This is a genomic window from Bacteroides muris (ex Afrizal et al. 2022), from assembly GCF_004793475.1.
Lineage (GTDB): Bacteria > Bacteroidota > Bacteroidia > Bacteroidales > Bacteroidaceae > Bacteroides > Bacteroides muris.
Map to the genome: position 1 here is coordinate 56,810 of NZ_SRYZ01000010.1, position 24,786 is coordinate 81,595.

Annotated in this window: 17 protein-coding genes; 12 read left to right on the forward strand and 5 right to left on the reverse strand. The window is 49.3% G+C overall.

The features are described from left to right. Positions 1-67: 67 nt before the first annotated feature. Positions 68-709 carry an HU family DNA-binding protein gene (locus E5355_RS06695; RefSeq protein WP_136009686.1) on the reverse strand — a complete coding sequence of 214 codons (642 nt, stop codon included), beginning with the start codon at positions 707-709 and terminating at the stop codon, positions 68-70. A 358-nt stretch (positions 710-1,067) separates the two neighbouring features. Between E5355_RS06695 and E5355_RS06700 the strand changes: the two genes are divergently transcribed. From E5355_RS06700 to E5355_RS06755, 12 genes are all read left to right on the forward strand, one after another. Next, positions 1,068-2,396 carry a VapE domain-containing protein gene (locus E5355_RS06700; RefSeq protein ID WP_136009687.1) on the forward strand — a complete coding sequence of 443 codons (1,329 nt, stop codon included), beginning with the start codon at positions 1,068-1,070 and terminating at the stop codon, positions 2,394-2,396. A 260-nt stretch (positions 2,397-2,656) separates the two neighbouring features. Further along, positions 2,657-3,778 carry a Rid family hydrolase gene (locus tag E5355_RS06705; protein ID WP_136009688.1) on the forward strand — a complete coding sequence of 374 codons (1,122 nt, stop codon included), beginning with the start codon at positions 2,657-2,659 and terminating at the stop codon, positions 3,776-3,778. Positions 3,779-3,789: 11 nt separating this feature from the next. After that, positions 3,790-4,404, forward strand: a complete 615-nt coding sequence (locus E5355_RS06710) for a DUF4369 domain-containing protein (protein ID WP_136009689.1) — start codon at positions 3,790-3,792, stop codon at positions 4,402-4,404. Beyond that, complete coding sequence (locus tag E5355_RS06715) at positions 4,376-5,827, forward strand: DUF6057 family protein (RefSeq protein WP_136009690.1); 1,452 nt, start codon at positions 4,376-4,378, stop codon at positions 5,825-5,827. Before E5355_RS06710 ends, E5355_RS06715 begins: the two co-directional genes overlap by 29 nt. Positions 5,828-5,830: 3 nt before the next feature. Next, on the forward strand, positions 5,831-7,306 hold the full coding sequence (locus tag E5355_RS06720) for a TolB family protein (RefSeq protein WP_136009691.1): 1,476 nt from the start codon (positions 5,831-5,833) through the stop codon (positions 7,304-7,306). A gap of 50 nt (positions 7,307-7,356) precedes the next feature. Next, positions 7,357-9,123 (forward strand): DUF6057 family protein, encoded by a 1,767-nt coding sequence (locus E5355_RS06725; protein ID WP_136009692.1) that lies wholly within the window; start codon positions 7,357-7,359, stop codon positions 9,121-9,123. Between the two features lie 10 nt (positions 9,124-9,133). Continuing rightward, a complete protein-coding gene (locus E5355_RS06730) occupies positions 9,134-10,594 on the forward strand; it encodes a TolB family protein (RefSeq protein ID WP_370282110.1) in 1,461 nt (486 codons plus the stop codon). A 130-nt stretch (positions 10,595-10,724) separates the two neighbouring features. Further along, positions 10,725-11,840: a glycoside hydrolase family 26 protein gene (locus E5355_RS06735; RefSeq protein WP_136009693.1), complete on the forward strand. Its 1,116-nt coding sequence runs from the start codon at positions 10,725-10,727 to the stop codon at positions 11,838-11,840. A gap of 23 nt (positions 11,841-11,863) precedes the next feature. Further along, on the forward strand, positions 11,864-13,039 hold the full coding sequence (locus E5355_RS06740; RefSeq protein ID WP_136009694.1) for a glycosidase: 1,176 nt from the start codon (positions 11,864-11,866) through the stop codon (positions 13,037-13,039). A gap of 14 nt (positions 13,040-13,053) precedes the next feature. Then, the gene (locus E5355_RS06745) at positions 13,054-14,448 is read left to right on the forward strand and encodes an MFS transporter (RefSeq protein WP_016273957.1); all 1,395 of its coding nucleotides are present in this window, start codon (positions 13,054-13,056) and stop codon (positions 14,446-14,448) included. 25 nt (positions 14,449-14,473) lie between these two features. Beyond that, complete coding sequence (locus E5355_RS06750; protein ID WP_136009695.1) at positions 14,474-15,661, forward strand: AGE family epimerase/isomerase; 1,188 nt, start codon at positions 14,474-14,476, stop codon at positions 15,659-15,661. An 18-nt stretch (positions 15,662-15,679) separates the two neighbouring features. Continuing rightward, entirely contained in the window at positions 15,680-16,471 is a 792-nt protein-coding gene (locus E5355_RS06755) for an SGNH/GDSL hydrolase family protein (protein ID WP_136009696.1), read from the forward strand. Between the two features lie 311 nt (positions 16,472-16,782). Here the strand turns inward: E5355_RS06755 and E5355_RS06760 are convergent, their stop codons facing one another. From E5355_RS06760 to E5355_RS06775, 4 genes are all read right to left on the reverse strand, one after another. Beyond that, positions 16,783-18,048 (reverse strand): DUF2264 domain-containing protein, encoded by a 1,266-nt coding sequence (locus E5355_RS06760; RefSeq protein WP_136009697.1) that lies wholly within the window; start codon positions 18,046-18,048, stop codon positions 16,783-16,785. 169 nt (positions 18,049-18,217) lie between these two features. Continuing rightward, entirely contained in the window at positions 18,218-19,489 is a 1,272-nt protein-coding gene (locus E5355_RS06765; RefSeq protein WP_136009698.1) for a glycoside hydrolase family 88 protein, read from the reverse strand. A gap of 68 nt (positions 19,490-19,557) precedes the next feature. After that, a complete protein-coding gene (locus E5355_RS06770) occupies positions 19,558-21,276 on the reverse strand; it encodes a RagB/SusD family nutrient uptake outer membrane protein (RefSeq protein WP_136009699.1) in 1,719 nt (572 codons plus the stop codon). Positions 21,277-21,294: 18 nt separating this feature from the next. After that, a complete protein-coding gene (locus E5355_RS06775; protein ID WP_246866897.1) occupies positions 21,295-24,456 on the reverse strand; it encodes a SusC/RagA family TonB-linked outer membrane protein in 3,162 nt (1,053 codons plus the stop codon). Positions 24,457-24,786 lie beyond the last annotated feature (330 nt).

A 24,786-nucleotide genomic window follows, 5' to 3' on the forward strand; every position in this document is an offset into this window, starting at 1 on the left:
CACTTCCTTCACCTCCTTCTCCCATCCTCCTGTTTATCGGCTTTCCCGGTGAAACCGCTTTCCGTCCTCACCGCCCCGTCTTTGCATCGCGCGACACACCGTAGTATCCCGGCATGGCCCGGTAGATGGGTTGCGTGGGTTTCCCCACATTCTTCAGCTTGCCCTCTTGCTGCAACCGTTTCAGGTGGACGTTTGCGGTGGTGCGTGCCATGCCGCACAGCTCTTGGAAGTCACTGCGAATCAGCATGTCGTGGTCGGCAAAGTATTCTTTCAGCTTCATGTCTATCTCCACTTCCGAAAGCTTCAGGGAGTGGCGAGTGTATTTACTGCGGATGGCACTGACTCCCGTCATCGCTTGTTTCAGCCTGACGTCGGGACGGAAGCTGATGCTTTTCAGCCGGAGTTTCAGGTGCTTGTTCGGGGTGCTGCGGGTCACTTTCTGTGTGGCTTCCAGGGTGGGGGCGAAGTAGCCCAGCCCTTCGATGTGCACCTCGTGCCCGTCGCGCAGTTCTTCGCCGCAGATTTGCGTCAGGCAGTCTATCGCGTTCATCACGTCGCCCACCGTGAGCGAGCTGCGGGCATGCACGCGGTTGTAGAGCTGCCGCATGGTTACTTTCCCGTTGAGCAACGGGCGGGGATGGAGGCCTCTCTCTTCCGGGGTTTCCTCGTTGGTGCCGGGATTCTCGTACCAGTCATATAGTATTGCCATATCAATAGGTTTTAGTGCGTTCAACGTATTTGTTTCTTCCCTCGGAAGTGTCTTCCTGCAAGTGAACGACTCCGGTCGGCAGAACGAACGACCCGGGCCGTTCGATTGAACGACCTAGGTCAGCCGATTGAACGACCCGGGTCGTTCACTTGTAAGGAACCGTGCAAATATACTGAAAATAAAGGGTTCCGCAGCATAAATAGGTATGTTTGTCAGCAGGAATGATTTTTGAAGAATAATCGGAGAATGACTTGCAAAACGCCCTCGGCAGGCAGTAATTTTGGCGAAGAGGCGAGAGGAAAGAAAGGATGATGCCCTTCCCCGGAACCTTCAAACAATCATTTTAATAAAAATACTTATGAAGAAAAAACTGATGACTTTACAGCAACACCGACTCTTGAAGGAAGCGGGACAACTGATAGCCTTTTCCGAAAGGCTGAAACACGTACAAAAAGAAACGACCGACCGAAACCGGGAGGAGCGGGAAGAAAAGTGCCGCCGGAGCGCGAAAGCCGCAAGCACCGTGACTGCACTGAGCGGTGACATCGAGGAGTTCTTCACTTCGCGCTACGACTTTCGCTATAATCTGCTGACGGATGAAACCGAGTTCCGCCCCGCCGGACAACGCTCTGCCGCCTTCACCCCCGTGGGCAAGCGCGAGTTGAACACTTTCTGCATCGAAGCCCATGCCGAAGGTATTCCTTGCTGGGACAAGGACTTGAACCGATATGTCTATTCCACTTACATCCCTGCCTACCATCCCTTCCTGCTCTACATGGACGAACTGCCCGATTGGGACGGCAAGGACCGGCTGACTGCGCTTGCCTGCCGCGTCTCTTCTCGGCCTCACTGGGTGCGGGGATTCCATACCTGGATGCTGGGACTTGCCTCGCAATGGATGGGCGTGTCTGGACTGCATGCCAACAGCGTGGCTCCCGTTCTCGTCAGCCGCGAGCAGGGACGACGGAAATCCAGCTTCTGCCGTGCCTTGATGCCCGATGTGCTGGCACGCTACTACACCGACAACCTGAAACTGACCTCGCAGGGACAAGCCGAAAGGATGCTGGCGGAAATGGGGCTGCTCAATATGGACGAGTTCGACAAGTATGCCGACAACAAAATGCCCTTACTGAAAAATTTGATGCAGATGTCGGTGCTCAACATCCGCAAGGCCTATCAGCAGAACTTCAGGCAACTGCCCCGTATCGCCTCGTTCATCGGAACCAGCAACCGGTTCGACCTGCTGACCGACCCTACCGGGAGCCGGCGCTTCCTCTGCATAGAGGTGAAGCACAACATTGACTGCATGGGCATAGAGCACGACCAGATTTTTGCCCAACTGAAAGCGGAACTCATTGCCGGGCGGCGCAGCTGGTTCACCAAGTCGGAGGAGGAGGAATTGCAACGGCACAACGAGGCTTTCTATCGTGTCAGCCTTGCCGAGGAGGCGGTTCGCAGCTTGTTCCGTGCCCCGCTTTCGGCAGAGAAGAGCCTCGACCTGACTGCCGCCGACATCTTTGACGAGTTGCAAAAAACGCATCCCGCCCTGATGCGTGGCAGCAATCCCATGCAGTTCGGTTCGGTGCTGCTGCGGGCGGGACTGAAACGCCGGCATACGAAGTACGGCAATGTGTACGAGGTGGTGAGAAAGAAAAAAGAAGTTTCACCGGAAAGGGTTGAACGATAGGGAAATAATGCGAAAGGTGAAGGGGTGAAGGAAGAGAAAGCCGGTTTATAATCTCATTACGGATTGACATAGATTCCTATTAATTCAGGTTGTAGATGCCGATGGGATAAATATTTTCGCTCATAATGACTGTATATTTTATAGATTTCTACAAAAGTAACTTCTTTATAAGAACAAAACAAGCGAAAGTTGCGATTTTCACTACTCCTTGTCAGATAAAAAACTTATCTTTGCGATTGAAACAATCTCTTGTTAATGATATGAAATACACATCATACTCTTATCCTTCGGGCAGGGCGGAAGTGGCTGCATTTGTTGTAACCGGCGGAGTGACGGAATACCATGTGATGATACATGCCACCGACCCGAAACAGACCTATCGCGAGCAGATGAATGCCGTGCTGGATGCGTATGCCGCTTTACTGAAAAACGAACTGTCTGGAGCCGTGGCGGTTTTTAAAAGATACTTCCTGAGTGATGCCGCCAACCAGGCGGAACTGTTGCTTGCCGCTACGGCGGAAAGCTCCGATTGCGCGCTGTCTGTGGTGGAACAGCCTCCGCTGGATGGTACCAAGATTGCTTTGTGGGCCTATCTGCAGACCGATGTGCAGACACGAGTGCTGCCCAACGGACTGTATGAAGTGAAACACGGTGCTTACCGCCAGCTCTGGATGGGAGGCAGTTTCAACCGTGCCGCCAATTCGGAATACCAGATGCGTCTTTTGCTCAACGACTATGCCATGCAACTGATGGAAGAGGGGTGTACCTTGGCCGACAATTGCCTGCGTACCTGGATATTTGTGCAGAATGTGGATTGCAATTATGCCGGTGTAGTCAAGGCACGTAATGAGATGTTCGTCACCCAGAACCTGACGGAGCATACGCACTACATTGCCAGTACCGGCATCGGCGGGCGTCATGCCGACCCCAAGGCACTGGTGATGCTTGACGCTTTTGCCGTAGCGGGATTAAAGCCCGGACAAATCAAATATCTCTATGCCCGCACACACCTGAACCCCACTTATGAGTATGGAGTCAGTTTCGAACGGGGAACGGCGGTGGATTACGACGACCGCCGGCAAGTACTCATTTCCGGTACGGCGAGTATCAATAACCGGGGGGAAGTGCTGTATGCCGGAGATGTACGTCGTCAGACAGAACGGATGTGGGAGAATGTGGAAGCTCTGCTGAAAGAGGCTGACTGCGGCTTTGGAGATGTGGGGCATATCATTGTCTATCTGCGTGATATGGCGGACTATACCGTAGTAAAGGAAATGTTTGACGAACGCTTTCCCGATACGCCGAGAGTGATTACGCTGGCTCCTGTCTGTCGTCCGGGGTGGCTGGTGGAAATGGAGTGTATGGCGGTAAGGAAACTCTAATCTGTATAAGGATGAAAACACGTATCTTGTTTTTCTGTATCAGTTGCCTTCTTTGGGCAAGTTGCGAAAATTCCGGACAGAATTATGTGATTGAAGGAACGTTGCCGTCGTTGAAATACGACGGGGAATGGATATACCTCGTGCCGATGGAGAATGCGCCGGGGCGGGTGGATTCTGTAAAGATAACCAATGCCTCTTTTTCTTTTTCCGGACAAGGGGAGGAGATGAGGGTGTTGCGTCTGCGCCATCTGCTGCGTATCTACATCCAGGAACTGCTGGTGGTGACGGAGCCGGGAACCATACATGTGAAGGCCGACTCTGTCGGCTCGGTAACGGGCACTCCGCAAAATGATGCCCTTCAGAAATGGAAAGAGGGGAGGGAAAAGAAGCAAGAGGCTTACCATTTCATCCGGACGGGACTGCGGAATGCCACCGGAAAAGATTCACTGCATCTGATACGGATACGTGACAGTCTGAGGATGCAGGAGCAGGAAACAAACTTTCTGTTTTTGAAAGAGCAGGGAAACAATACGTTGGGAATATTCATGCGGAAGATGCTGCGTGGCTCCTTGACGGAAGAACAACAAAAACTGTTGGATGAAAGCTTGCAGAAGGAAATACATTGAATGGGGAGCGGCAGGAATCGGTGCTTTGGCGTTGTTCCTTTTTTTCTTCCGGATATTGCCCTATCATCTGTTCCATCGGGAGCAGACGCAGCTCTTTTTGCTTGCCACCGAACCATTGGCAGGGTATCTGCGGCATCCGGCGGCTCTGGCACGTCTGTCGGGAGATTTCCTCACTCAATTCTTTTATTACGAAGGGGGTGGTCCGGCCATAATGGCTGTCGTGCTGTTGCTTTGGGGAGTGGTGGTGTTTCGTTTGTTGGTTCCGTACATGGGACGTTGGGCGTGGGTTCCTACGGTGTTGGCGGTGGCTTGGGAGGCAGGAAGGCAATGCGGATTGAGTTATCCGCTTTCCGGCACAATCGCTTTAACCGGTATCGGAGGTGTTTTGTTGTTGTGTCGTAGCTGCATGCGACGTTCGTGGAAGTCGGGCTTACCGGTAAGCATATTGGCGGTATTGTCCGGCTATTGGCTGTTTGGCTGTGGCGATTGGTCGTCACGATGGTACAATATGCCCGATTTAGGGCGGGAATATCTTTTGGCCTTGGATTCGGAAATGTATTTCGGCCGTTCGGAAAAAGTACGGCAACTGTTGGCGGAGGGTGAATACCGCTCTCCGTTCACTGCCTATTATTATAATTTGCTGAATGCGCAGCAGAACCGGCTTCCCGACCGGCTGATGGATGGTTATCAACCGGCTTCGCAAGGGCTGTTTCTGCCCGTGGCTCCCCATTCTACCTACCTCACTATTTATGCAGCCAATGAAGTCTGGTTTGCGTTGGGAGATATGACGATGGCTGAACATGCCGCCATGCTGGGAATGATTTTTTCTCCGCATCACACCGGAGCAAGAGCTGTCAAGCGTTTGGCGGAAATCAACCTGGTGAACGGTGATGAGGCGGCGGCCATGAAATATCTTCGTCTCCTGCAAAAGACAATGTGTTACCGTGATTGGGCAGAACGACGTATTCCCGGAAAACAGACGGCCGAAGTCTGCCAATGGCTGGAACGGAAGCGGTTGTTGTTGCCTGCAACGGATACTTTGCGTTCTTCTGCCGACATTCCGCTTTCACTTCGTCATCTGTTGCGTAACAATCCTGATAATACGTTGGTATGCGATTACCTTCTCTGCTTTGATTTGCTGAATAAGGATATTGGGGCTTTCGCCGGAGATTATCGGGAGTTTGCTGCAAAGAAGTTTCCTTCCAGATTGTATGCCGAAGGTTTACTTATCTATCTTGCCGGGAAAAAGGCTTCGTTGGATGAAGTGGAAAAATGGAATATACCGCCTCAAGTATTGGATGAATTTGGCGATTATACCCGACTGTACGAGGCGAATGGTGGTAATGGTGCCCCTTTGCAAGCCAAATACGGAAAAACATATTGGTTTTATTTCCACTATGCTACGATGAAAAAGGGGAAGTGATTTATGATGAACATAGATATGAAATATATACAAGTTGTTGTGGGGCTGTTACTGTGCTGCTGCCTATATGGTTGTAATCCCCGTCCGGAGTCTGTACAGCCTGCAGACCGGCTACTGGTGCTCTATCCGGAATATCAGGATGTAACTATTCCCTACAATGTGGCTCCTCTGAATTTCCTTGTGCGGAATGAAGGGGTGGATGCGGTGTGCGTGAGTGTAAAGGGAGCATCGGACAGCTTGCAGATAAACGCGCGCGGGAACAAGGCGATATTCCCCTTGAAAGCTTGGCGTGCATTGCTTGAAGCGGAGAAGGAACATACTTTGGAAGTAACTGTTACTGCCCGTACCGACGGCCGCTGGCTGCGCTATCCTTCCTTTACGTGGCAGGTGGTGGCGGACAAGCTTGACGCTTATGTCAGTTACCGCCTGATAGAGCCCGGCTATGAGGTATGGAATGCTTTGCAGATACGTGAACGTTGCATCGAGAATTTCGAGGAGCGCATTTTGGCGGATAACAGCCGGACAGAGGGCAAGTGCATGAACTGTCATGTGCACGGAGGAAATAGTGGCAACCTTTCGATGTTCCATCTTCGTGGTGAGGGAGGGGGGACTGTCCTGAACCGTGACGGCAAGCTCCGTAAGCTTGCCTTGAAGAATGAACAGATGGTATCTGCTGCTGTCTACGGGGATTTCCATCCTGACGGGCGGTATGGTGTGTTCTCGTCTAATGTGATTATTCCCATGTTCTATACGGAAAGTAACCGCCGTCTGGAAGTTTACGATACTGTCTCCGATTTGGCTGTCGCCGATTTTGACGGAAACCGGATGATTCTATCTCCGCTTACGGCGGATTCCACCGTATTGGAAACTTTTCCCACATTCTCTGCCGATGGGAAATGGATATATTACTGCTCAGCTCCGACTGTGCCATTGCCGGACAGCGTACAGCAATTACGCTATTCGCTTTGCCGCATTGCGTTCGATGCCGATCACGGCACCTGGGGCGACCGCGTGGATACCCTTTGGAATGCCCGGCTGGAGAAAGGATCCGTGTGTCATCCGAAAGCCTCACCGGACGGACGCTACCTGCTCTATACCGTTGCCGATTATGGAACATTCCCCATTTGGCACCGGGAGACGGAGTTGCAGCTGATGGATTTGCGGACGGGTGCTGTAGACTCCCTGCCAATGGTCAACTCCAACCGTTCGGACACTTATCACAGTTGGTCGTCAGGCAGCCGTTGGTTTGCCTTTGCCAGCAAGCGGGGCGACGGGCAGTACGGGCGGGTTTATTTTGCCTATCTGGATGCCGAGGGGAAGGCGCACAAGCCTTTTGTGCTACCCCAGTCGGACCCGGAAAAAGACGATCTGACATTGAAATCCTACAATATCCCCGATTTGTCGGCCACTCCCGTTCCTTTTGATGCTTCTTCCATCAAGCGGATAAACCGGCAACTGAAGGCAGAGGAATTCAAATGACAAAATATTCAATGTGACAAATGGTAAATTGTAAAATAGTAAATGATTCTATGTATATATTTCTGAAAAAGACTTGGAAGATAGGGGTGTCGATACTTTTCGGTATAGTGGTGCTTCTCTTTTGGGGAAACGTATATCCGGCCCATCTCTCCTATCAGGAACAGTTTCAGCTTTTCTTGTTCGATGCTGATTACTTTTGGGAACGGATGGCTGTTCCGGGCGGACTGGCTGATTATGTAGCCGAATATCTGACACAGTTTTATTATCACGTGTGGGCAGGTGCCTGTATCCTGGCTTTTTTGTACGTGTTGTTGCAACGGTTGGTTTGGAAACTGGCGAAGGAGCAGGGTGCGGCTGATGTGTATTATCCGCTGAGTTTTCTGCCCATCATTGTCTTGTGGCATTTCATGGGTGATGAAAATGCGATGCTGTCATTGGCGGTGGCTCTACTGCTGGTATTGTCAGCATCCTGCTGGTATGCGGATTTGAAGGGGAAGTGGCAGCGTGTCGCGTACATTCTGATTGTCTTTCCGCTGCTTTACTGGACGGCGGGTGCGGCACACTTCATCTTTATGGGCTGGGTGATTGTACGTGAGTTCCGGTTGAATCTTAAAGGTAAGAATTTCTGGGGTGGTGTCGGAGTGTTCTGGGGTGTAGGATTGTGGGGTATCGGCTGTCCGCTATTGGCAAGCATGTGGGTGCAATTCCCCATTTACCGTCTGATGGGCGGTATAGGATATTACCGTTTCCCGGCAGTGATTCCTTGGATAGAGATAGGGCTTGCCGTATTGCTGGTTGTCCTTCCCTTCCTGCTGGCAGCTTTGCCCGTTTTGAAGAAGAAGCCGGTGTTTTATGGAGTTCTGCAAGTGGTGGCGGTAACATTGTTCGGCTATTACTACGTGGCGGCCGGTTGCGATATGGATAAAGAGGAGGTGATGGAGTATGACCGGTTGGTACGTAATAAGCAATGGCAGGAGATTATAGGAAAAGCGGAAAAGAAGTCACCCACGTCACCCTTCAGCGTGACTTGCCTGAATCTTGCTTTGGGAAAGACCGGACAGATGGGCGACCGCATGTTCGAGTTTTATCAGAACGGGACGGAAGGGCTGCTACCGGAATTCCGGCGTGACTTTACTTCGCCGTTGCCCACCAGCGAGGCATATTATCATCTGGGAATGATAAATACGGCACAACGCTTCACTTTCGAAGCGATGGAGTCGATTCCCAACTTCAATAAAAGCAGTCGCTGCTTCAAACGGCTGGCCGAAACCAATTTGATTAACGGGCAATATGAGGTGGCCGCCAAATACCTGCGGGCACTGAGAAAGACCCTTTTCTATAAGGATTGGGCGGAGGAGGCTATGACTTATCTGTATGATGAAGAAAAAATAAATGCCCATAAAGAATGGGGCTGGCTGAGGCAGATACGTTATACGGAGGATTTTTTGTTCAGCGACCGGGAGATGGACATCATGCTGGGGTTACTGTATCAACATGACCACCGGAACCGGATGGCATTCGAGTATATGCTGGCATACGTCTTGCAACAGCGTGATTTGGAACGTTTCATGAAGTATTATCCGCTGGGCAAGCATGCCGGTTACGACCATATTCCCCGCAGCTATCAGGAGGCGTTGGTATATGTATGGACACAGACGCACAAGAACTTCCAGGGTATGCCGTGGAGTATTTCGCCCCAAGTGGTGCGGGAGGTAACGGAATTTGCGCGGATATATACCTCGCAGCAGAATGCCCGACAGGTGTTGCCGGCGCGTTTCGGCAGTACATACTGGAATTATTTGCTACTAAGAAAGTAAGATGAAAAAGATGAAGAATATAGCTGTTTGCATTATGGCTGCATGGTGGTTTGCCGCTTGTAGCAATCCGGTGACTTCTCCGGAGAAGGTGGATGAATGGCCGGATATCTATCCCGACTATATCGGTGTGACCATTCCTGCAACCATTGCTCCCATGAATTTCAACTGTATCGGTGGAGCGTATGAACGCGTGGATGTGACTGTGACCGGAGGAAAGTCCGGAGAAATGCATGTTAATGATAAAATAGTATCATTCCCGCAAAAGGAATGGCGGAAACTTTTGGAAGAAAACAAGGGAGACAGCCTTTTGTTTACGGTGTGTGTCCGGAAAGACGGCGAGTGGAAACAGTACCGCTCTTTTCCCATGTATGTCAGTCCGTATCCGATAGACTATGGGGTGGTATACCGCAAGCTGGCCCCCGGATATGAAGTTTATAGCAAGATGGGCATTTATGAGCGTGACCTTTCTTCATTCGAGGAGCGTCCCTTGCTGGAGAATACCATGGTGCCGGGCATGTGCCTGAATTGTCATGCTTTCAACAAAACCGACCCGGACTATCTGAGCCTGCATATCCGTGGAAAGAACGGAGGGACCTTGATGCAGATAGACGGGAAACGCGAAATGCTGGATACGAAAACGGATTCCACTCTCTCTGCGGGGGTGTACCCTTATTGGCATCCAAACGGCAAATATATTGCCTATTCTGTCAACAATACGCGCCAGTCTTTCCATGCGGTGAAGGATGAGCGTGTGGAGGTGCTCGACCTGGAATCGGATGTGTTGGTTTACCATCCCGAAACACATGAATTGTTGCTCTCTCCCTTGCTTCAGAAGAAGGAGGTCTTCGAGACTTTTCCCGTATTCTCACCGGACGGGCGCAAACTGTACTTCTGTGCTGCAGAAGCCAGGCCGATACCGGCGGAGTATAAGGAAATACGTTACAGTTTGTGCAGTATGGATTTCAATCCGGAAGAGGGAACATTCGGCGAAAAGATAGATACGCTGGTCAATGCGGCAGCTATGAAGAAAAGCATCTCCTTCCCGAGACCCTCGTACGACGGCAGGTATATCATGTTTACATTGTCCGATTATGGTAACTTCTCAATCTGGCACAAGGAAGCCGATTTGTGGTTGCTCGATTTGCATGATGGCGGTATGCGCCCTATAAATGAGGTGAACAGCGATGATACGGAAAGTTTCCATAACTGGAGCAGTAACTCCCGATGGTTTGTGTTCAGTAGCCGCAGGGGAGATGGGCTTTATACCCGTTTGTATCTGGCCGGTTTGGATGAGAATGGGGTGGTGGGCAAGCCTTTCCTGCTTCCTCAGGAAAATCCGTGGGAGTATTACGACCGCCTGGTTTACTCGTACAATGTTCCCGATTTTACAAACGAACCGGTGAAACTGGAACGTCGGAAAGTGGAACGGGGAATTGCCTCGAAGAAGCGTGTCCCGGTTAAAGTCAGATGATGTGTTTTTTCATATTCTGCTTTTTAATACAGTAAAGGGATAAAATTGTATCATTTTCCCTTGGTGCAATCGGCTATCTTTGTACCGCAAATCAATGTATACTGATAATACTGGATTGAAAAACATGGATATGAAAAAACAGAAATTTGTTATGATGATTCTGGCGGCAAGTCTGTTGACCGCCTGCGGTTCTTCCAGAAAAGAACAGAGTGTGAATGAAGTGACTGCTGCTGCACGTACGCAGGAAACGGAGAACTTGCTGGCTAACCTGAAGAAAATTCCTTCCGGAGGTATCATGTTCGGCCATCATGATGATACGGTATATGGTATCGGCTGGGAAGGTGAGGAAGGGCGTTCGGATGTGAAGAGCGTGTGTGGCGACTATCCGGCTGTCATCAGCTTTGATTTGGGGGAGCTGGAACTTGGAAATGCAGCCAATCTGGATAAGGTTCCTTTCGATAAAATCAGAAAAGAGATAATCAATCAGTATCAGCGGGGCGGGATGGTTTCGCTCAGCTGGCATGCGCGTAATCCCAAGACGGGTGGTGATGCCTGGGACGTATCGGATACGACGGTGGTGAAGTCCATCCTGCCCGGAGGTGAGAACCACCGGAAGTTTGCCGGTTGGTTGGGGGGAGTTGCCGACTTCCTTCATTCGCTGAAGACGGCGGACGGCGTGAAGATACCCGTACTTTTCCGTCCCTGGCACGAACACAGCGGCAGCTGGTTCTGGTGGGGTGAGAAGCTGTGTACCCCTGAGGAGTATAAGGCATTGTGGCACATGACGGTGGACAGCCTGCAGGCCAAAGGAGTGGATAATGTGCTTTATGCTTACTCTCCGGGTACGGAACCTAAAGATACCACGGAATACCTGAAGAAATATCCGGGTGACGGGTTGATAGACGTTATCGGTTTCGATACCTATCAGTTCGACCGGAATCACTATCTTGCCGGAATGGACAGGGCGCTTTCCATTATAGACAGTATAGGAAAAGCACATGATAAAGTGATTGCCGTGACCGAAACCGGTTACGAAGGAATTCCCGATGCAAAATGGTGGACTGGTACTTTGCTGCCTGTGCTGGAGAAGTATCCGCTTGCCTATGTGCTGGTGTGGCGCAATGCCCGTGAAAAGGTGACCCATTACTATGCCCCCTATCCGGGACAGGCATCTGCGGGAGATTTTGTGGAGTTTTATAACAATCCCAAGGCCCTGTTTGCTGCCGATGTAAATCTGTATCAATAAACAAACAACCTAATATAACAGACATGGAAGCTTTTAAAGAAAAGGTAGAGGGACTCTTTCGGAAACACGAAGAGTTGATAACGAGAAAGAATGTGGCTGTAGAAGACGGCAATGGCATATTCACACGCTATAAATATCCGGTAGTGACGGCAGCTCATACACCCGTATTCTGGCGGTATGATTTGGATGAGAAGTCCAATCCGTACCTAATGGAACGTATCAGTATGAATGCGGCCATGAACTCGGGTGCCATCAAATGGAACGGCAAGTACCTGTTGGTGGTGCGTGTGGAGGGCGCTGACCGCAAGTCGTTCTTTGCTATAGCCGAGAGCCCCAACGGCATTGATAATTTCCGTTTCTGGGATTATCCTGTCACCATGCCCGAAGACATGATTCCGGCAACGAATATATACGACATGCGCCTCACGGCTCATGAGGACGGATGGATTTACGGTATCTTCTGTGCCGAACGCCACGACGACAATGCGCCTGCCGGCGATTTGTCTTCGGCTACGGCTACGGCTGCCATTGCCCGTACCAAGGATTTGAAGAACTGGGAACGTCTGCCCGACCTGAAAACCAAGAGTCAGCAACGCAACGTGGTGCTGCACCCTGAGTTTGTAGACGGTAAGTATGCCCTTTATACTCGCCCGCAGGACGGCTTTATTGATGCCGGGAGCGGGGGCGGTATCGGCTGGGCATTGGTAGACGACATAACCCGTGCTGAAGTGAAGGAAGAGAAAATCATAGACCGGCGTTACTATCACACCATCAAGGAGGTGAAGAACGGTGAAGGTCCGCATCCCATCAAGACTCCGAAAGGCTGGTTGCATCTGGCTCACGGTGTCCGCGGTTGTGCCGCCGGGTTGCGTTATGTGCTCTATATGTACATGACTTCCTTGGAAGACCCGACGAAGCTGATAGCCAGCCCCGGTGGTGCCTTTATGGTGCCCGAAGGTGAGGAGCGTATAGGTGACGTAAGCAATGTGCTTTTCACCAACGGCTGGATTGCCGACGAAGACGGAACGGTGTTCATCTATTACGCTTCTTCCGACACGCGGATGCATGTAGCCACTTCTACCATTGACAAGCTGGTGGACTATTGCATGAATACGCCTGCTGACGGCTTGTCTTCATCAGCTTCGGTAGAAACGCTGAAGAAGCTGATAGACAAGAACCTGAAGATAATGAAAAAATAAAAATACAACATACTATGGCAACACTGAAAGAGAAAATCGGTTATGGTTTCGGGGATATGTCTTCCTCTATGTTCTGGAAAATATTCTCCTATTATCTGCCGTTCTTCTATTCGAATATTTTTGGTCTGAGCTTGGCTGATGCGGGATTGCTGATGCTGGTGACACGTATTTGGGATGCTGTGTCCGACCCGATGATGGGAGTCATTGCAGACCGTACTCATACGCGTTGGGGTAAGTATCGTCCTTATCTGCTGTGGATTGCAGCTCCTTTTGCCATCGCCGGGATGTTACTTTTTACAACGCCCGACATGGGGACGACGGGTAAGCTGATATGGGCTTATGTCACTTATATCCTGATGATGACGGTATATACGGCAATCAATGTTCCGTATGGTGCTATGTTGGGGGTGATGACTGATGATTCGAACACAAAAACGGTTTTCTCTTCCTACCGTATGTTCTTTGCATACGGGGGTAGTTTTATTGCTTTGGGAGCATGGGAGCCATTGTGCAATTGGTTTAAATCAATGGACTATGGCAATGCTTCCAGTTGGCAATATGCCATGGTATGCATTGCCACGCTCTGCTTTCTGGGCTTTCTGGTTTGTTTTGGCATGACGCGCGAGCATGTCAAGAGTGTGGCGTCCGAATCCATCGGCAAGGATGTGAAGTCGCTGGTGCGCAACTCGCCCTGGTGGATATTAAACGGTGCGGCATTGTTGTCGAATTTCTTCAATACGGTGCGTGGAGCTACTGCCGCCTATTTCTTCAAGGACTATATCAGTGCCAATGCATTCCTCGATTTTGGCCTCTTCAATCTCGTGTTGTATGCCGGCCTGTTCCTGATGGTAGGTGAAGTGTGCAACATGGCCGGTGTGGCATTGGCTGTGCCTCTGTCCGTGAAGTTCGGAAAGAAGTCCACCTATATCATTTCGCTCGTGTGCCTGGTAGTGTTCAGTGTGCTCTTCTTTTTTGTGCCGAATAACGGACTGGGATGGTGGCTGATGATGATTTTCCAGGTGCTTATCTCCATTTGTACCGGTATCGTGTCTCCGCTTATTTGGAGTATGTATGCCGATGTGGCAGACTATGCCGAGCAGAAAGACGGTACGTCCTCTACAGGGCTGATATTTTCTTCCGGCTCTATGGCGCAGAAGTTTGGCGGTGCATTTGCAGGCTGGGCAGTAATGGCGCTGCTGGCATGCTTCGGTTACAACACCGCTGAGAATGCTGTGCAGACGCCCGAAGCGCTGGATGGTTTGAAGTATCTGATGAGCTTTATTCCTGCTGCGATAGCCGCACTTTCCATCGTTGTCGTATTCATCTATCCATTGAATAAGACGCGTATGGCAGCCATCAATGCAGACCTGAAAGAGCGCCGTGAGAACCTTCAGCAGAATAACTCATAACTTATAACTCATAACTCAAAAACTTGTGGATATCAAGAAGATGAAACAGGAGATGGAGGAGGAGCTGGTCTCCAATATCCTCCCCTTCTGGATAAACAAAATGACGGATGAAGTGAACGGCGGTTTCTACGGCCGTATCACGGGCCGGGAGGAGGTGAAGCCCGAAGCCGAAAAGGGAGCCATCCTGAACGCCCGCATCTTGTGGACTTTCTCGGCTGCATACCGCTTGCTGAAGAGGCCGGAGTATCTGGAAACGGCTACGCGTGCCAAACGTACTCTTGTCGACCGTTTCTATGACAATGAATTTGGCGGAGTTTACTGGTCTCTCGACTATAAAGGCAATCCGCTCGATACCAAGAAGCAGATTTATGCTTTGGGGTTCGCCATCTACGGGCTGAGTGAATATGCCCGCGCCACGGGCGATGATGAAGCGCTGGCATATGCCATCCGCTTGTTCGAGACTATTGAAGAACATAGTTTCGACCCCGTGAAGAACGGTTATTGCGAAGCCTTGACCCGCGAATGGGGAGAAATAGCCGACATGCGCCTTAGCGCCAAAGATGAGAACGAGCGCAAGACGATGAATACCCATCTGCATATTCTGGAACCTTATACCAATCTTTTCCGGATATGGAAGGATGCCCGTCTGGAGAAGCAGCTCCGCAATTTGACAGCTCTTTTCACTGAACGGATTCTGAATATCAAAACCGGTCATCTGGAGCTGTTCTTCAATGATGATTGGGTAAGCAAGTACCGTATTGTCTCCTACGGTCACGACATTGAAGCTTCCTGGTTGATACACGAGGCGGCTCTGGTCTTGGGAGATAAGGACCTCCTCGAGAAAGTGGAACCGCTCGTAGAGTACATTGCCGCTGCTGCCGATGAAGGTTTGACGCCCGACGGAAGCATGATATACGAGGCTTTTCCGGATAAGGGAGAGACTGATACCGACCGCCACTGGTGGGTGCAGGCTGAGAACGTTGTGGGGCATGTCAACCTCTACCAGCACTTTGATGACGAAGTAGCCATGCAGAAGGCTCTCCGATGCTGGGACTTCATCAAGCAGCATCTGGTAGACTACGAGCACGGAGAATGGCATTGGAGTGTGCGTGCCGACGGCACGGTGAACACTGATGATGACAAGGCGGGGTTCTGGAAATGTCCGTATCACAACGGACGCATGTGCATGGAGATTATTGAACGTTTTTCATAGTTTTTTATTAGAAAGGAAATGAATAGATTAATGGTTTGGGGGATTCTTGTCTGGATGGGGATTGCGTTGAATGCGCAATCCCTTTATCCGGACTTCAGCAAGCTGAACTTCGGGTGCGACGGAAACAGCATCACCGCAGGTGAGCAATGGTCTAAGACTGTAGTGGATAAGCTCGGATTCGCCACACATCATAACGTGGCGGTCGGTTCTGCCACATGGGCATGCCACCCCGACACTCAGGATTATGGCTGCGAAGGCTTTGCCGGCATCTCCGGCGGTTGGCAGGCAACAGAGGATAGGCATGAGTTGCAGATGCGGCACAACAACGTATCGAAGGTACATATCCAGAAGTTCATAGCTGAGGTGGAAAGTGGCGCTTACCCTGCGCCCGATGTCTTTGTGTTCTCTATGGGAACGAACGACCGTAACCTGGGTAGTGCTGAAGAGGCCCTTAAGGGGAAGACACTCGACGAAGTGGATGTCAGTACTATGGCGGGCGGTGCCCGTTGGGCCATTCAGACCATTTTGGAGCATTATCCTCAGTGCCGTGTATTTGTGTGCACGCCGATTCAGACCGGCAACCCCGAACACAATACACTGAATCTGCAGAAGATTGCCATTCTGCGTGAGTTGTGCCGGGCGCTTTCCGTGCAGTTGATAGATTGTTACTCCAATTGCGGCATTACCGAGAAGTTTGAGCAGTCTTCCGGTAGTGGACGCTATCTGCGCGACGGATTGCATCCCGACAAGCCGGGGCAGGAGTTGATGGGCCGTTACATAGCAAAGGAGATACGGAATAACTTCTTTTAGTCTTGTTCTGCATTCCAGTTGGAACAACTTATCATTAAGGGGATGTCAAAACACCAAAAATATGAAAATCACCTCTGTCGCAGATATTAAGAAACCTAAGTCACCAGTGTCCCGTTAAACTTTCGTTTATGTCATTTTTGAGAAAATAAAAATCAGAACTCTTTGATATTGAAGAAAGCACAATTTCTATGAGATGAGTATTTTTAACGGAACACTAGTGAACATAAGGTGATTGAATAAGAGAGGGGTGAATCATAAATGTCATATTATGATACACTTTCATCAATCGGTAGTAAGATATTATCCTGAAATCAATACTCTACCTTGTAATCTTTAGGAAGATTTTCCCCTTTCCATGCCTTCTTGGTAGTCCAGTCGGCAGGTACATCTGTCCAGAAAGGATTGTCAGCGGGCAAGCCTAATGGTAAGAAACTTAAGGTAGCCATATAGAGGCTTCCGGTAGAGGTGTATCCGTCAGCGGCTTCCGGCTGATGTCCGTTGAAACCGAGAACCAGCCAACCGTTTTTGTCAAAATTCTGGTTTCCTTCGTACATATTGCGATGTACGGCGGTCAGCGCACAACGTACTTGTGCGGGAGTGACATGTGTCGGCAGTTTTTCACGCAATGCAACATCAGCTAAGGACTGGAAAGCGGCGGTGCGGTAAGTTACGGAACGGCCGAAAGCCGGATAAGTTCCGTCCGGTCCTATGATACGTTCACAAAATTCGGAGTGGCGGATCATGCGTTGAAGTGCTTCATCCACCTCCTTCTGAGTGGCTCTCTTCTTGGCAGCCAATGTCTCCAGCATGGCTACATACATGGGATTCAATACGTAAGCATTGTAATAGTCCATGCTGAATTTGGGTCCGTCGCTGTACCATCCGTCACCCACGTACCATTCCCTTATCTTGTTTTTGGCTATTTTCAGGCGGAAAGGATCACATTCACCTCCTGCCCAGTTGATGAATGATTCGTTCAGGCCGGTAAAAATCAGCCAGTTGTTGTATGCACCCGTCCGGTTGCGTAGGGCTTTCAATGATTCTATATAGCGTTGTTTGGTTGTGTTGTCCAGCGGTTCCCATAGGGCTTTTGGGGCACGCAGAAAAGCATGCACCAAGTAGGCGGCATCCACAATGGGCTGCGGCTGCTTGGTGAAGTTCAGTTTGTCGGGAGAAGTTGGGTCAACTGCATTCTTCAGCCCTTTCAGTACTTCCTCACGCATTTGTTTACGGAGCTTTCCTTCTTCTGTGTCATCATCGGGTAGTGCTAACCATGGAGCTACACCGGCCAATGTACGGCCTACAGCTTCCAAGTGGGTCACTTCATCATAACCTCTCGGATTTCCGCTCCGGGATTCTATCGGCATATTCTGGCGCAAAGTCCCCTCTGCCAGGTTATGGATGACGGGGTAGGATATTTTCCACATCAACTTTACCCATGTGGCACGGTCTTCGGCACCGGTGGTTACCTGATGCTCTTTGGTTGCTTTGTCTTTCTTGCTTTTGGCCTGCAAGGAAGAGGTGGGCAATGTCATTACTGCTATTAATAGTAAAATGAAATAATGTAATCGTTGCATGTTTTCTTTATTATAATGGTTAATGTATCATTAGGACATTCAAAATTAGAAGAAATCTTTTATATGAAATCTATATACTCCCACCAATCTCTTGTTAATGTCATATCTTTTATGGAAGAGAGAATGGTGGGAGTAGGGGAAAAAAATGATTTAGATTGCTGAGATTAGATTAGAATAGTGGTTCGTTGTTCAATATTTTGTTGTAGCGATGCAGAGCTTCTATGAAATAATAGTCCGCATACGTCAGGGGTACGTCAAGTTCACTACCGTGAGGAATGGCACCTGTACTGTGCATCAGGATGAAGTTGGCATTCTCGCCCAACTTGGCACGATAGGCGGTGCTGCCCAAGGAGTGTAGAATCTGCTTGGCACCTTCCAAATACTTCTTGCTCTTGGCACCCTTCACGTAAGTACTCAACTCCAGCAGTGCAGAGGCTGTGCAGGCTGCGGCAGAAGCGTCGCGATAAAGAATGGGTGTAATGCTTGCTCTGGAACGTACACCGGGCACATAGCCCTCTTCCCAAGCATTGAAGTCCCACCATGCTACCTTGTCGCTGGGCAGATTAGGATGGTTCAGGTAGTAGTCAGCCATGCCTTGGGCGGTTTTTAGGAAACGCTTGTCGCCCGTCTCACGGTAACACAAAGTGAATCCGTAGATACCCCATGACTGGCCTCTGGACCAGCAAGAGTTGTCGGAATAGCCCTGCGAGGTCTCGCCCTTGATGGGAGCACCCGTTTCTTTGTCGTAATAGATGATGTGGAAGTGACTGTAGTCTTTGCGTATCTGGTTCTTCATCACCTTTTCGGCGTGCGAGATAGCTATGTTCTTGTATTCGTCGTCACCGGTCACCTTGCTGGCATGGAACAGCAGTTCCAGATTCATCATGTTGTCGATAATGACGGGAAAATCATATACCTTGTCGCCATGCCAGGAACGGAAGCCGTTCCAAGACTGGATGACACCTGCTTTGGGACGGAAGCGGGTACAGAGAGACTTGGCCGATTCGGTCAGAATATCCTCGTAACCCTCTTTCGGTGCGAAGCGGTTGGCGTTGCCATAACTGCAATACATCATGAAGCCGATATCATGATTGTCAGTGAATGTCTTGCAAGGTTCCATATACTTGGTATAAACCAGTGCGGAGTCTTGCAGAGCCTTGTCGCCAAGAAAATCGGAGATGTACCATAAAGTGCCGGGGAAGAATCCGGCAGTCCACAGATAGATGCTGCCTTTGGATACTGTACCGTCCTTGCGCATACTGTGGGGCATGATTCCCTTGTTTTCTTTGCCTTGTGCAGGAGTCTTCATCATCAGGTGATACTGCTTGGCGGCAAATTCCATGTTTTCTTGAATGAATGACTTCTCGGCTTCTGTTTTCTGGCTGAAAGCCGGAAAACAAAGAAGCAGAGAGAGAGAGGTTGTAATAAGTTTACTTTTCATAAATGAATTATCGATAAATAAAGTTTTATGGTCAGGATATAAACATTTGCTAAATCTATCTCAAGAGGTTACCAACCGGGGTTCTGTTCGCCCAACTCAGAATTGCGTTCGAACTCCACAGCCGGAATGGGGAACAGATAATCACGGTCAACGAATTCACGCTTAAAGATGAATTTACCCAAAATATCGTCATATTCGTAATTCAGTTTCTCCTTGGCAAGTCCCCAACGTCTAAGGTCGCTGAAACGATGGCCTTCGCAAGCCAGTTCTATAGCTCTCTCGTGCATGATGCGCTCAAACACTTCTTCCTTGCTGTGAGCTTCTAGCCAAGCGGCACCGCTGTTCAAGGCAGGCATGTTGGTGGACGGGCGTTGGCGTACCTGATTAATCAGGGCAACAGCCTCATCTTGCTGGTCGACCGCGTTGTAGCACTCGGCAAGCATCAGCAATACATCAGCATAGCGGATAAGCGGGAAGTCCACCGGTGAACTGCTACGCTCAAGTAAAATGCCGTCCATATCACCTTCCGGCACAAACTTGCGCCAATAATAATTATTGTGGTTTTGATTGTCGCGCAAGAAACCGTTGGCTTCGTTCACACCTGTAGCCAGCACATATTCCATCTCCTTAGGAGTAAATCCGTTGCAACCCAAGAAGTGAGCATATGGAGTAATCAATGTCTGTTCCATACGTGGGTCGCGGTTCTTGTAGATGGTGCGGATTTTGTCCCTGTCTGCCGGATAAGATTCAACGCTCTTCTTGTCTGTGCTCAACTTCGCCTCAAAGATGCTCTTTTGCAATGCTCTGTCACCATAGAAACCCGGATAAATCTCATCCCAGCTGAAGGGGCGGCCGTCTTTGTATTCGTACATATCGGCTAAGATGTCGGTAGGCATATTGTTGTTCCAGCAACCGCCGAAAGCGGCACGACTGCCCAAGCGGAGGCAGTAAGCCAAACCATATTCATTGTCGGCACCATTCACACATTGAATGCTGAAAATCATTTCGGCAGACTGGTCGGCTTCCAGCGTAAAGAGGTCGGGATAGCTATCGTTCAGGCGATAGCCGTAGTCACGTCCTTGAGGATCTTTTACGATTTCCTCAAAGTCAGCCTTGGCACCGGCAAAGTCCTTCGTATAAAGTTTCACCTTACCGCGCAGAGCCACGGCAGCACCACGCGTGGCGCGTCCATAGTCAGAGCTTCCCCATTTCACGGGCAATACATTCACTGCCTCATCCAAATCGTCCAAGATGAATTTCTTGGTCTCTTCGGCTGTAGTACGGGGCTTCTTCATATTCATAAACTCCTGATCTACCACAGTTGTCTCGTCATAAAGGGGCACACCACCGTAGAAGTCGAGCAAATGGAAGTAGTGGAGAGCGCGCATAAACTTGGCCTCAGCCTTATAGAGCGCTTTCTTCTCATCGCTGGTATTTACCTTGTCAATATTCTGCAACAGTAAATTGGCACGGAAAATTCCATTATAAGAACTTTGCCATTTGCTTGTGATATAGGCGGTACGGTCATTATGAGTTCCTTTGATAATGGCAGGCATCTGCCAGTTGTTGTAATCCATGGCAATTTCGCCCAGTGCATCCAAGTTGTAGTAAGCGCCGAAAGTATTTTCGTTCCGTAAGGTTTCGTACATAGCCACCATACCTTGGTATGCGTGTTCTTCGGTTTGCCAAAAGGTTCCGGAACTCGTTTTGTCATGCGGAAATTGATCCAAGTCGTAGCAGCTGCTCATCAGCCCGGCTGCTGCCAGAAGTAATATATATTTTTTCATGATGTTATTGTTGTTTGTTTAGAATGAAACGTTAAGTCCGAAGGAAGCCTGACGGATGGCAGGATAAGTCAAACCGCTTGTCTCGGGGTCCATACCTACATAATTGCTGAAAGTGAAGAAGTTCTCTAAGCTACAGAACAGACGTACACGGTTCATCGCAGCTGCGTTTGTCCACTTCTTTGGCAAGGTATATCCCATCTGGATATTCTTTATCTTCAAGTAAGATTTGTCTGTTTCCCACATATCGCTGGCACGGGTGTTACGACTGTCGTTAATAAGAAAACGGGGATACTTGGCAGGCGTGTTACGTCCTTCATACCAACGTCCGTCCGCCACTTCCTTACCGATTTGGTAAGCACTGGCCGGAAGATTGGAGGAGTGCATAGATTGGTATTGCACTTTATAGCTGCCTGTACCGGACATCAGCATAGAGAAGTCGAATCCTTTGTATTCGAAGCCCAAATTGATACCGAAGTACAGGCGGGGCTTGTTTCCGTGACCTCTTACTACGCGATCATTATCGTCGAAAACACCGTCATGGTTGGTATCTTTATAGAGTACGTCACCCAATTCCGGACGTTTGTATTGGGTGAAAGGATTTACTTTATTTCCATCTTTATCTACTGAATTAGTGGCAAGCCATTCTACATAATCCAAGTCATTCTGAGTTTCGATGATGCGGTCAATCAGCAGTACGTATTCCGACCAGATGGGTAATCCTTCCTTTAGGATAGTGTTTCCGTTATAACTCGGTTCGTTACCTTTGTACTTGGTCACTTTGTTCTCAACGAAAGTAAAGTTCGTACCAATGTTGTAGTGGAAATCATTGATTTGGTCGTTCCAGTTCAGCGTCAATTCGAAGCCGTTGTTACGCACCTTGGCACTGTTCTGACGGGGAACTTTGGCATTACCGTGTACCAACGGAGCGGGCAAGTCAATCAAGATGTCCTTGGTGTTCTTGATGAAATATTCCACGCTACCGGACAAGCGGTTGTTCAGTGTGGCAAAGTCAACGGCAAAGTTGGTAACGGCTGTACTTTCCCAAGTCAGGGCAGCATTGGCAATGGAGCTGATATAGAGCCCCGTTTGAGCTACATTGCCCAAAGCATACTTTAAGTCGTTGTAGTTGGAGATAGACATATAGTTGGCAGAATAAGGGTCATCTCCCAAATAGTTGTTGCCCAGTTCACCGTAAGACATACGGAACTTCAAGGCATCCAGCCAGCTACGGGTTTTCTCCATAAACTTTTCCTGGTCGATGCGCCATGCAGCCGAGAAGGAGGGGAAGTAACCCCAGCGGTTACCTTTCAAGAAACGTGAAGAACCGTCGGCGCGTATATTCATCTCCAACAGATATTTGTTGTCCCAACCCAAGTTGATGCGGCCGAAGTAGGAACGCATGGTCCATTCATTCTGATTTCCGGATGTGTTCGGATCAGATGTGGCACCGTCGATTACATCAACGTTTCCATTTATCGGGTCTTTTCTGCTGGCATTTATCTTGCGGTCACGAGACATCTCCTGGCTGGCACCTACCATCACATTCAAATCCAGATGCTTGTCGAAGAACTTGTTATCGTAACGGACAACCCCATCCATGAACATACGTTCTTCCTTGCGGTTATAGTTGTTGATGGAGTGTCTGGTGGCATCTGCTCTGACTATGTTATCCTGGGCAAAGTTCCAAAGGTTGATGGGCTGGGTTCTCCATGAATTGAACTTGTCGGTAAATTCGTATGAGTAAGAGCCTTGGAGAGTCAAACCTTTAACGGGAGTCAAAGTTGCATTGAATGCGCTACGGAAGTTGCGCACCTCTTTGTTGCCTTTGTTGCGATAGAGATACATAAAAGGATTGTTGACCTGAATGTCCTCACCCAGAGCCTGTGCACCTCCGAAGCGACCGTCGGGATGGCGGAGCACTACTCCCGGTGAACTGGCGTCACTATAAGTAAAGATGTCTTTTATGTTGTCGGAAGCGATGTCGTTGTTGGAGAGATAACCGTTAAGCTTGGCACCCAACGTCAACCAGCTGGCCACTTTGGCCTCTACATTGGAACGGAAGCTGTACTTCTCGTAACCGGCATTGTCAATGATACCCGGATTCTTGAGATAACCGAATGAAGTGAAGAAGGAAATCTTGTCTGTGCCACCGCTCAACGAAAGGTTGTGATTGGTGGCCACGGCTGTCTGGAACACTTCGTCCGTCCAGTCCGTATTGGGATAAAGCAGAGGATTGCGGCCTTTGTCATTTCTCCAGGCATCAATGGTTTCTTGGTTGAACTGGGCATATTCTCCTCCACCGGAATTACGATGAGCCTCGTTTCTCAGTTCCATGTAATCGGCATAGTTGGTTACAGCCTCCACTGTCTTTCCGATGGATTCCAAAGAGACGTAACCAGTATAATCTACGGAAATCTTACCCTGCTTACCCTTCTTGGTAGTAATCAGGATTACACCGTTGGCAGCACGGCTACCGTAAATGGAAGCCGAAGCGGCGTCTTTCAGCACGGTCATGCTCTCCACGTCTTGCGGAGACACGGTATTGATGTTACTCTCCACACCGTCGATGATGATGAGCGGGGCCGAGTTGTTCAGCGAGCCTTGTCCGCGCACTAGGATACTGGCGTTGTCGTTGCCTGGTACGTTGCTGCTGGATGTCACGGAAACACCTGCCGCCATACCGGCCAAACCGGAAGATAAGTTGGTGACGGGGCGCTTCTCAGCAATATCCGCCATGTTTACGGAAGATACGGATCCCGTCAGGTTTACTTTCTTCTGCGAAGCATAACCCACTACCACAACTTCATCAATCAATTCGCTGTCTTCTTGCAGCGTGATGTTGAGATTGCTTTGCGCGCCTACCTTGACAGCTTGTTCCTTGTAACCGACAAAGCTGATGACCAGCGTTGCGCCTTCGGGCACATTGTTTAATGTAAACTGACCGTCGATATTGGTAATGGAACCGTTGGTTGTTCCTTTTACCATTACATTAGCGCCAATGATGGTTTCTCCTTTATCGTCTATCACTATACCTGTAACGGTACGTCCTTGTTGTTGCACGATAAGTGAAGAGTTCACTGCATAAGAGTCGGAATGGTTTCTTCCGGTAGCATACACCGGACTTGTTGCCAATAAAAAGGCACCTCCAACTAAAAGTTTGGATAAGTTAGCATGAAACATACATCTGTCTTTTTTGTTTTGACACATAGTTTACTGTAATTTTAAGGTTTTTCATCGTTGCAAAAATAAAATCGTGAGGAATCACAGACGGACTACATTCGTTTCTTTAAGGGGAGAAAACAAACATATTCATACATTTAACACTTATTGCAAACGGGTGTATTTTGTATAGAGATGGGGTAGATTCGTACATGTATTAATGGTTAAAAAGTGTATAAACAATTGATTGCTAAGTGCCTTGCAAATTTCTATTCCACATATCCCAGCCTCCCTGTAGCACTGATATATCGTAATGTGGAAAGTGGTATGAGGGATATTATGGATAATCAT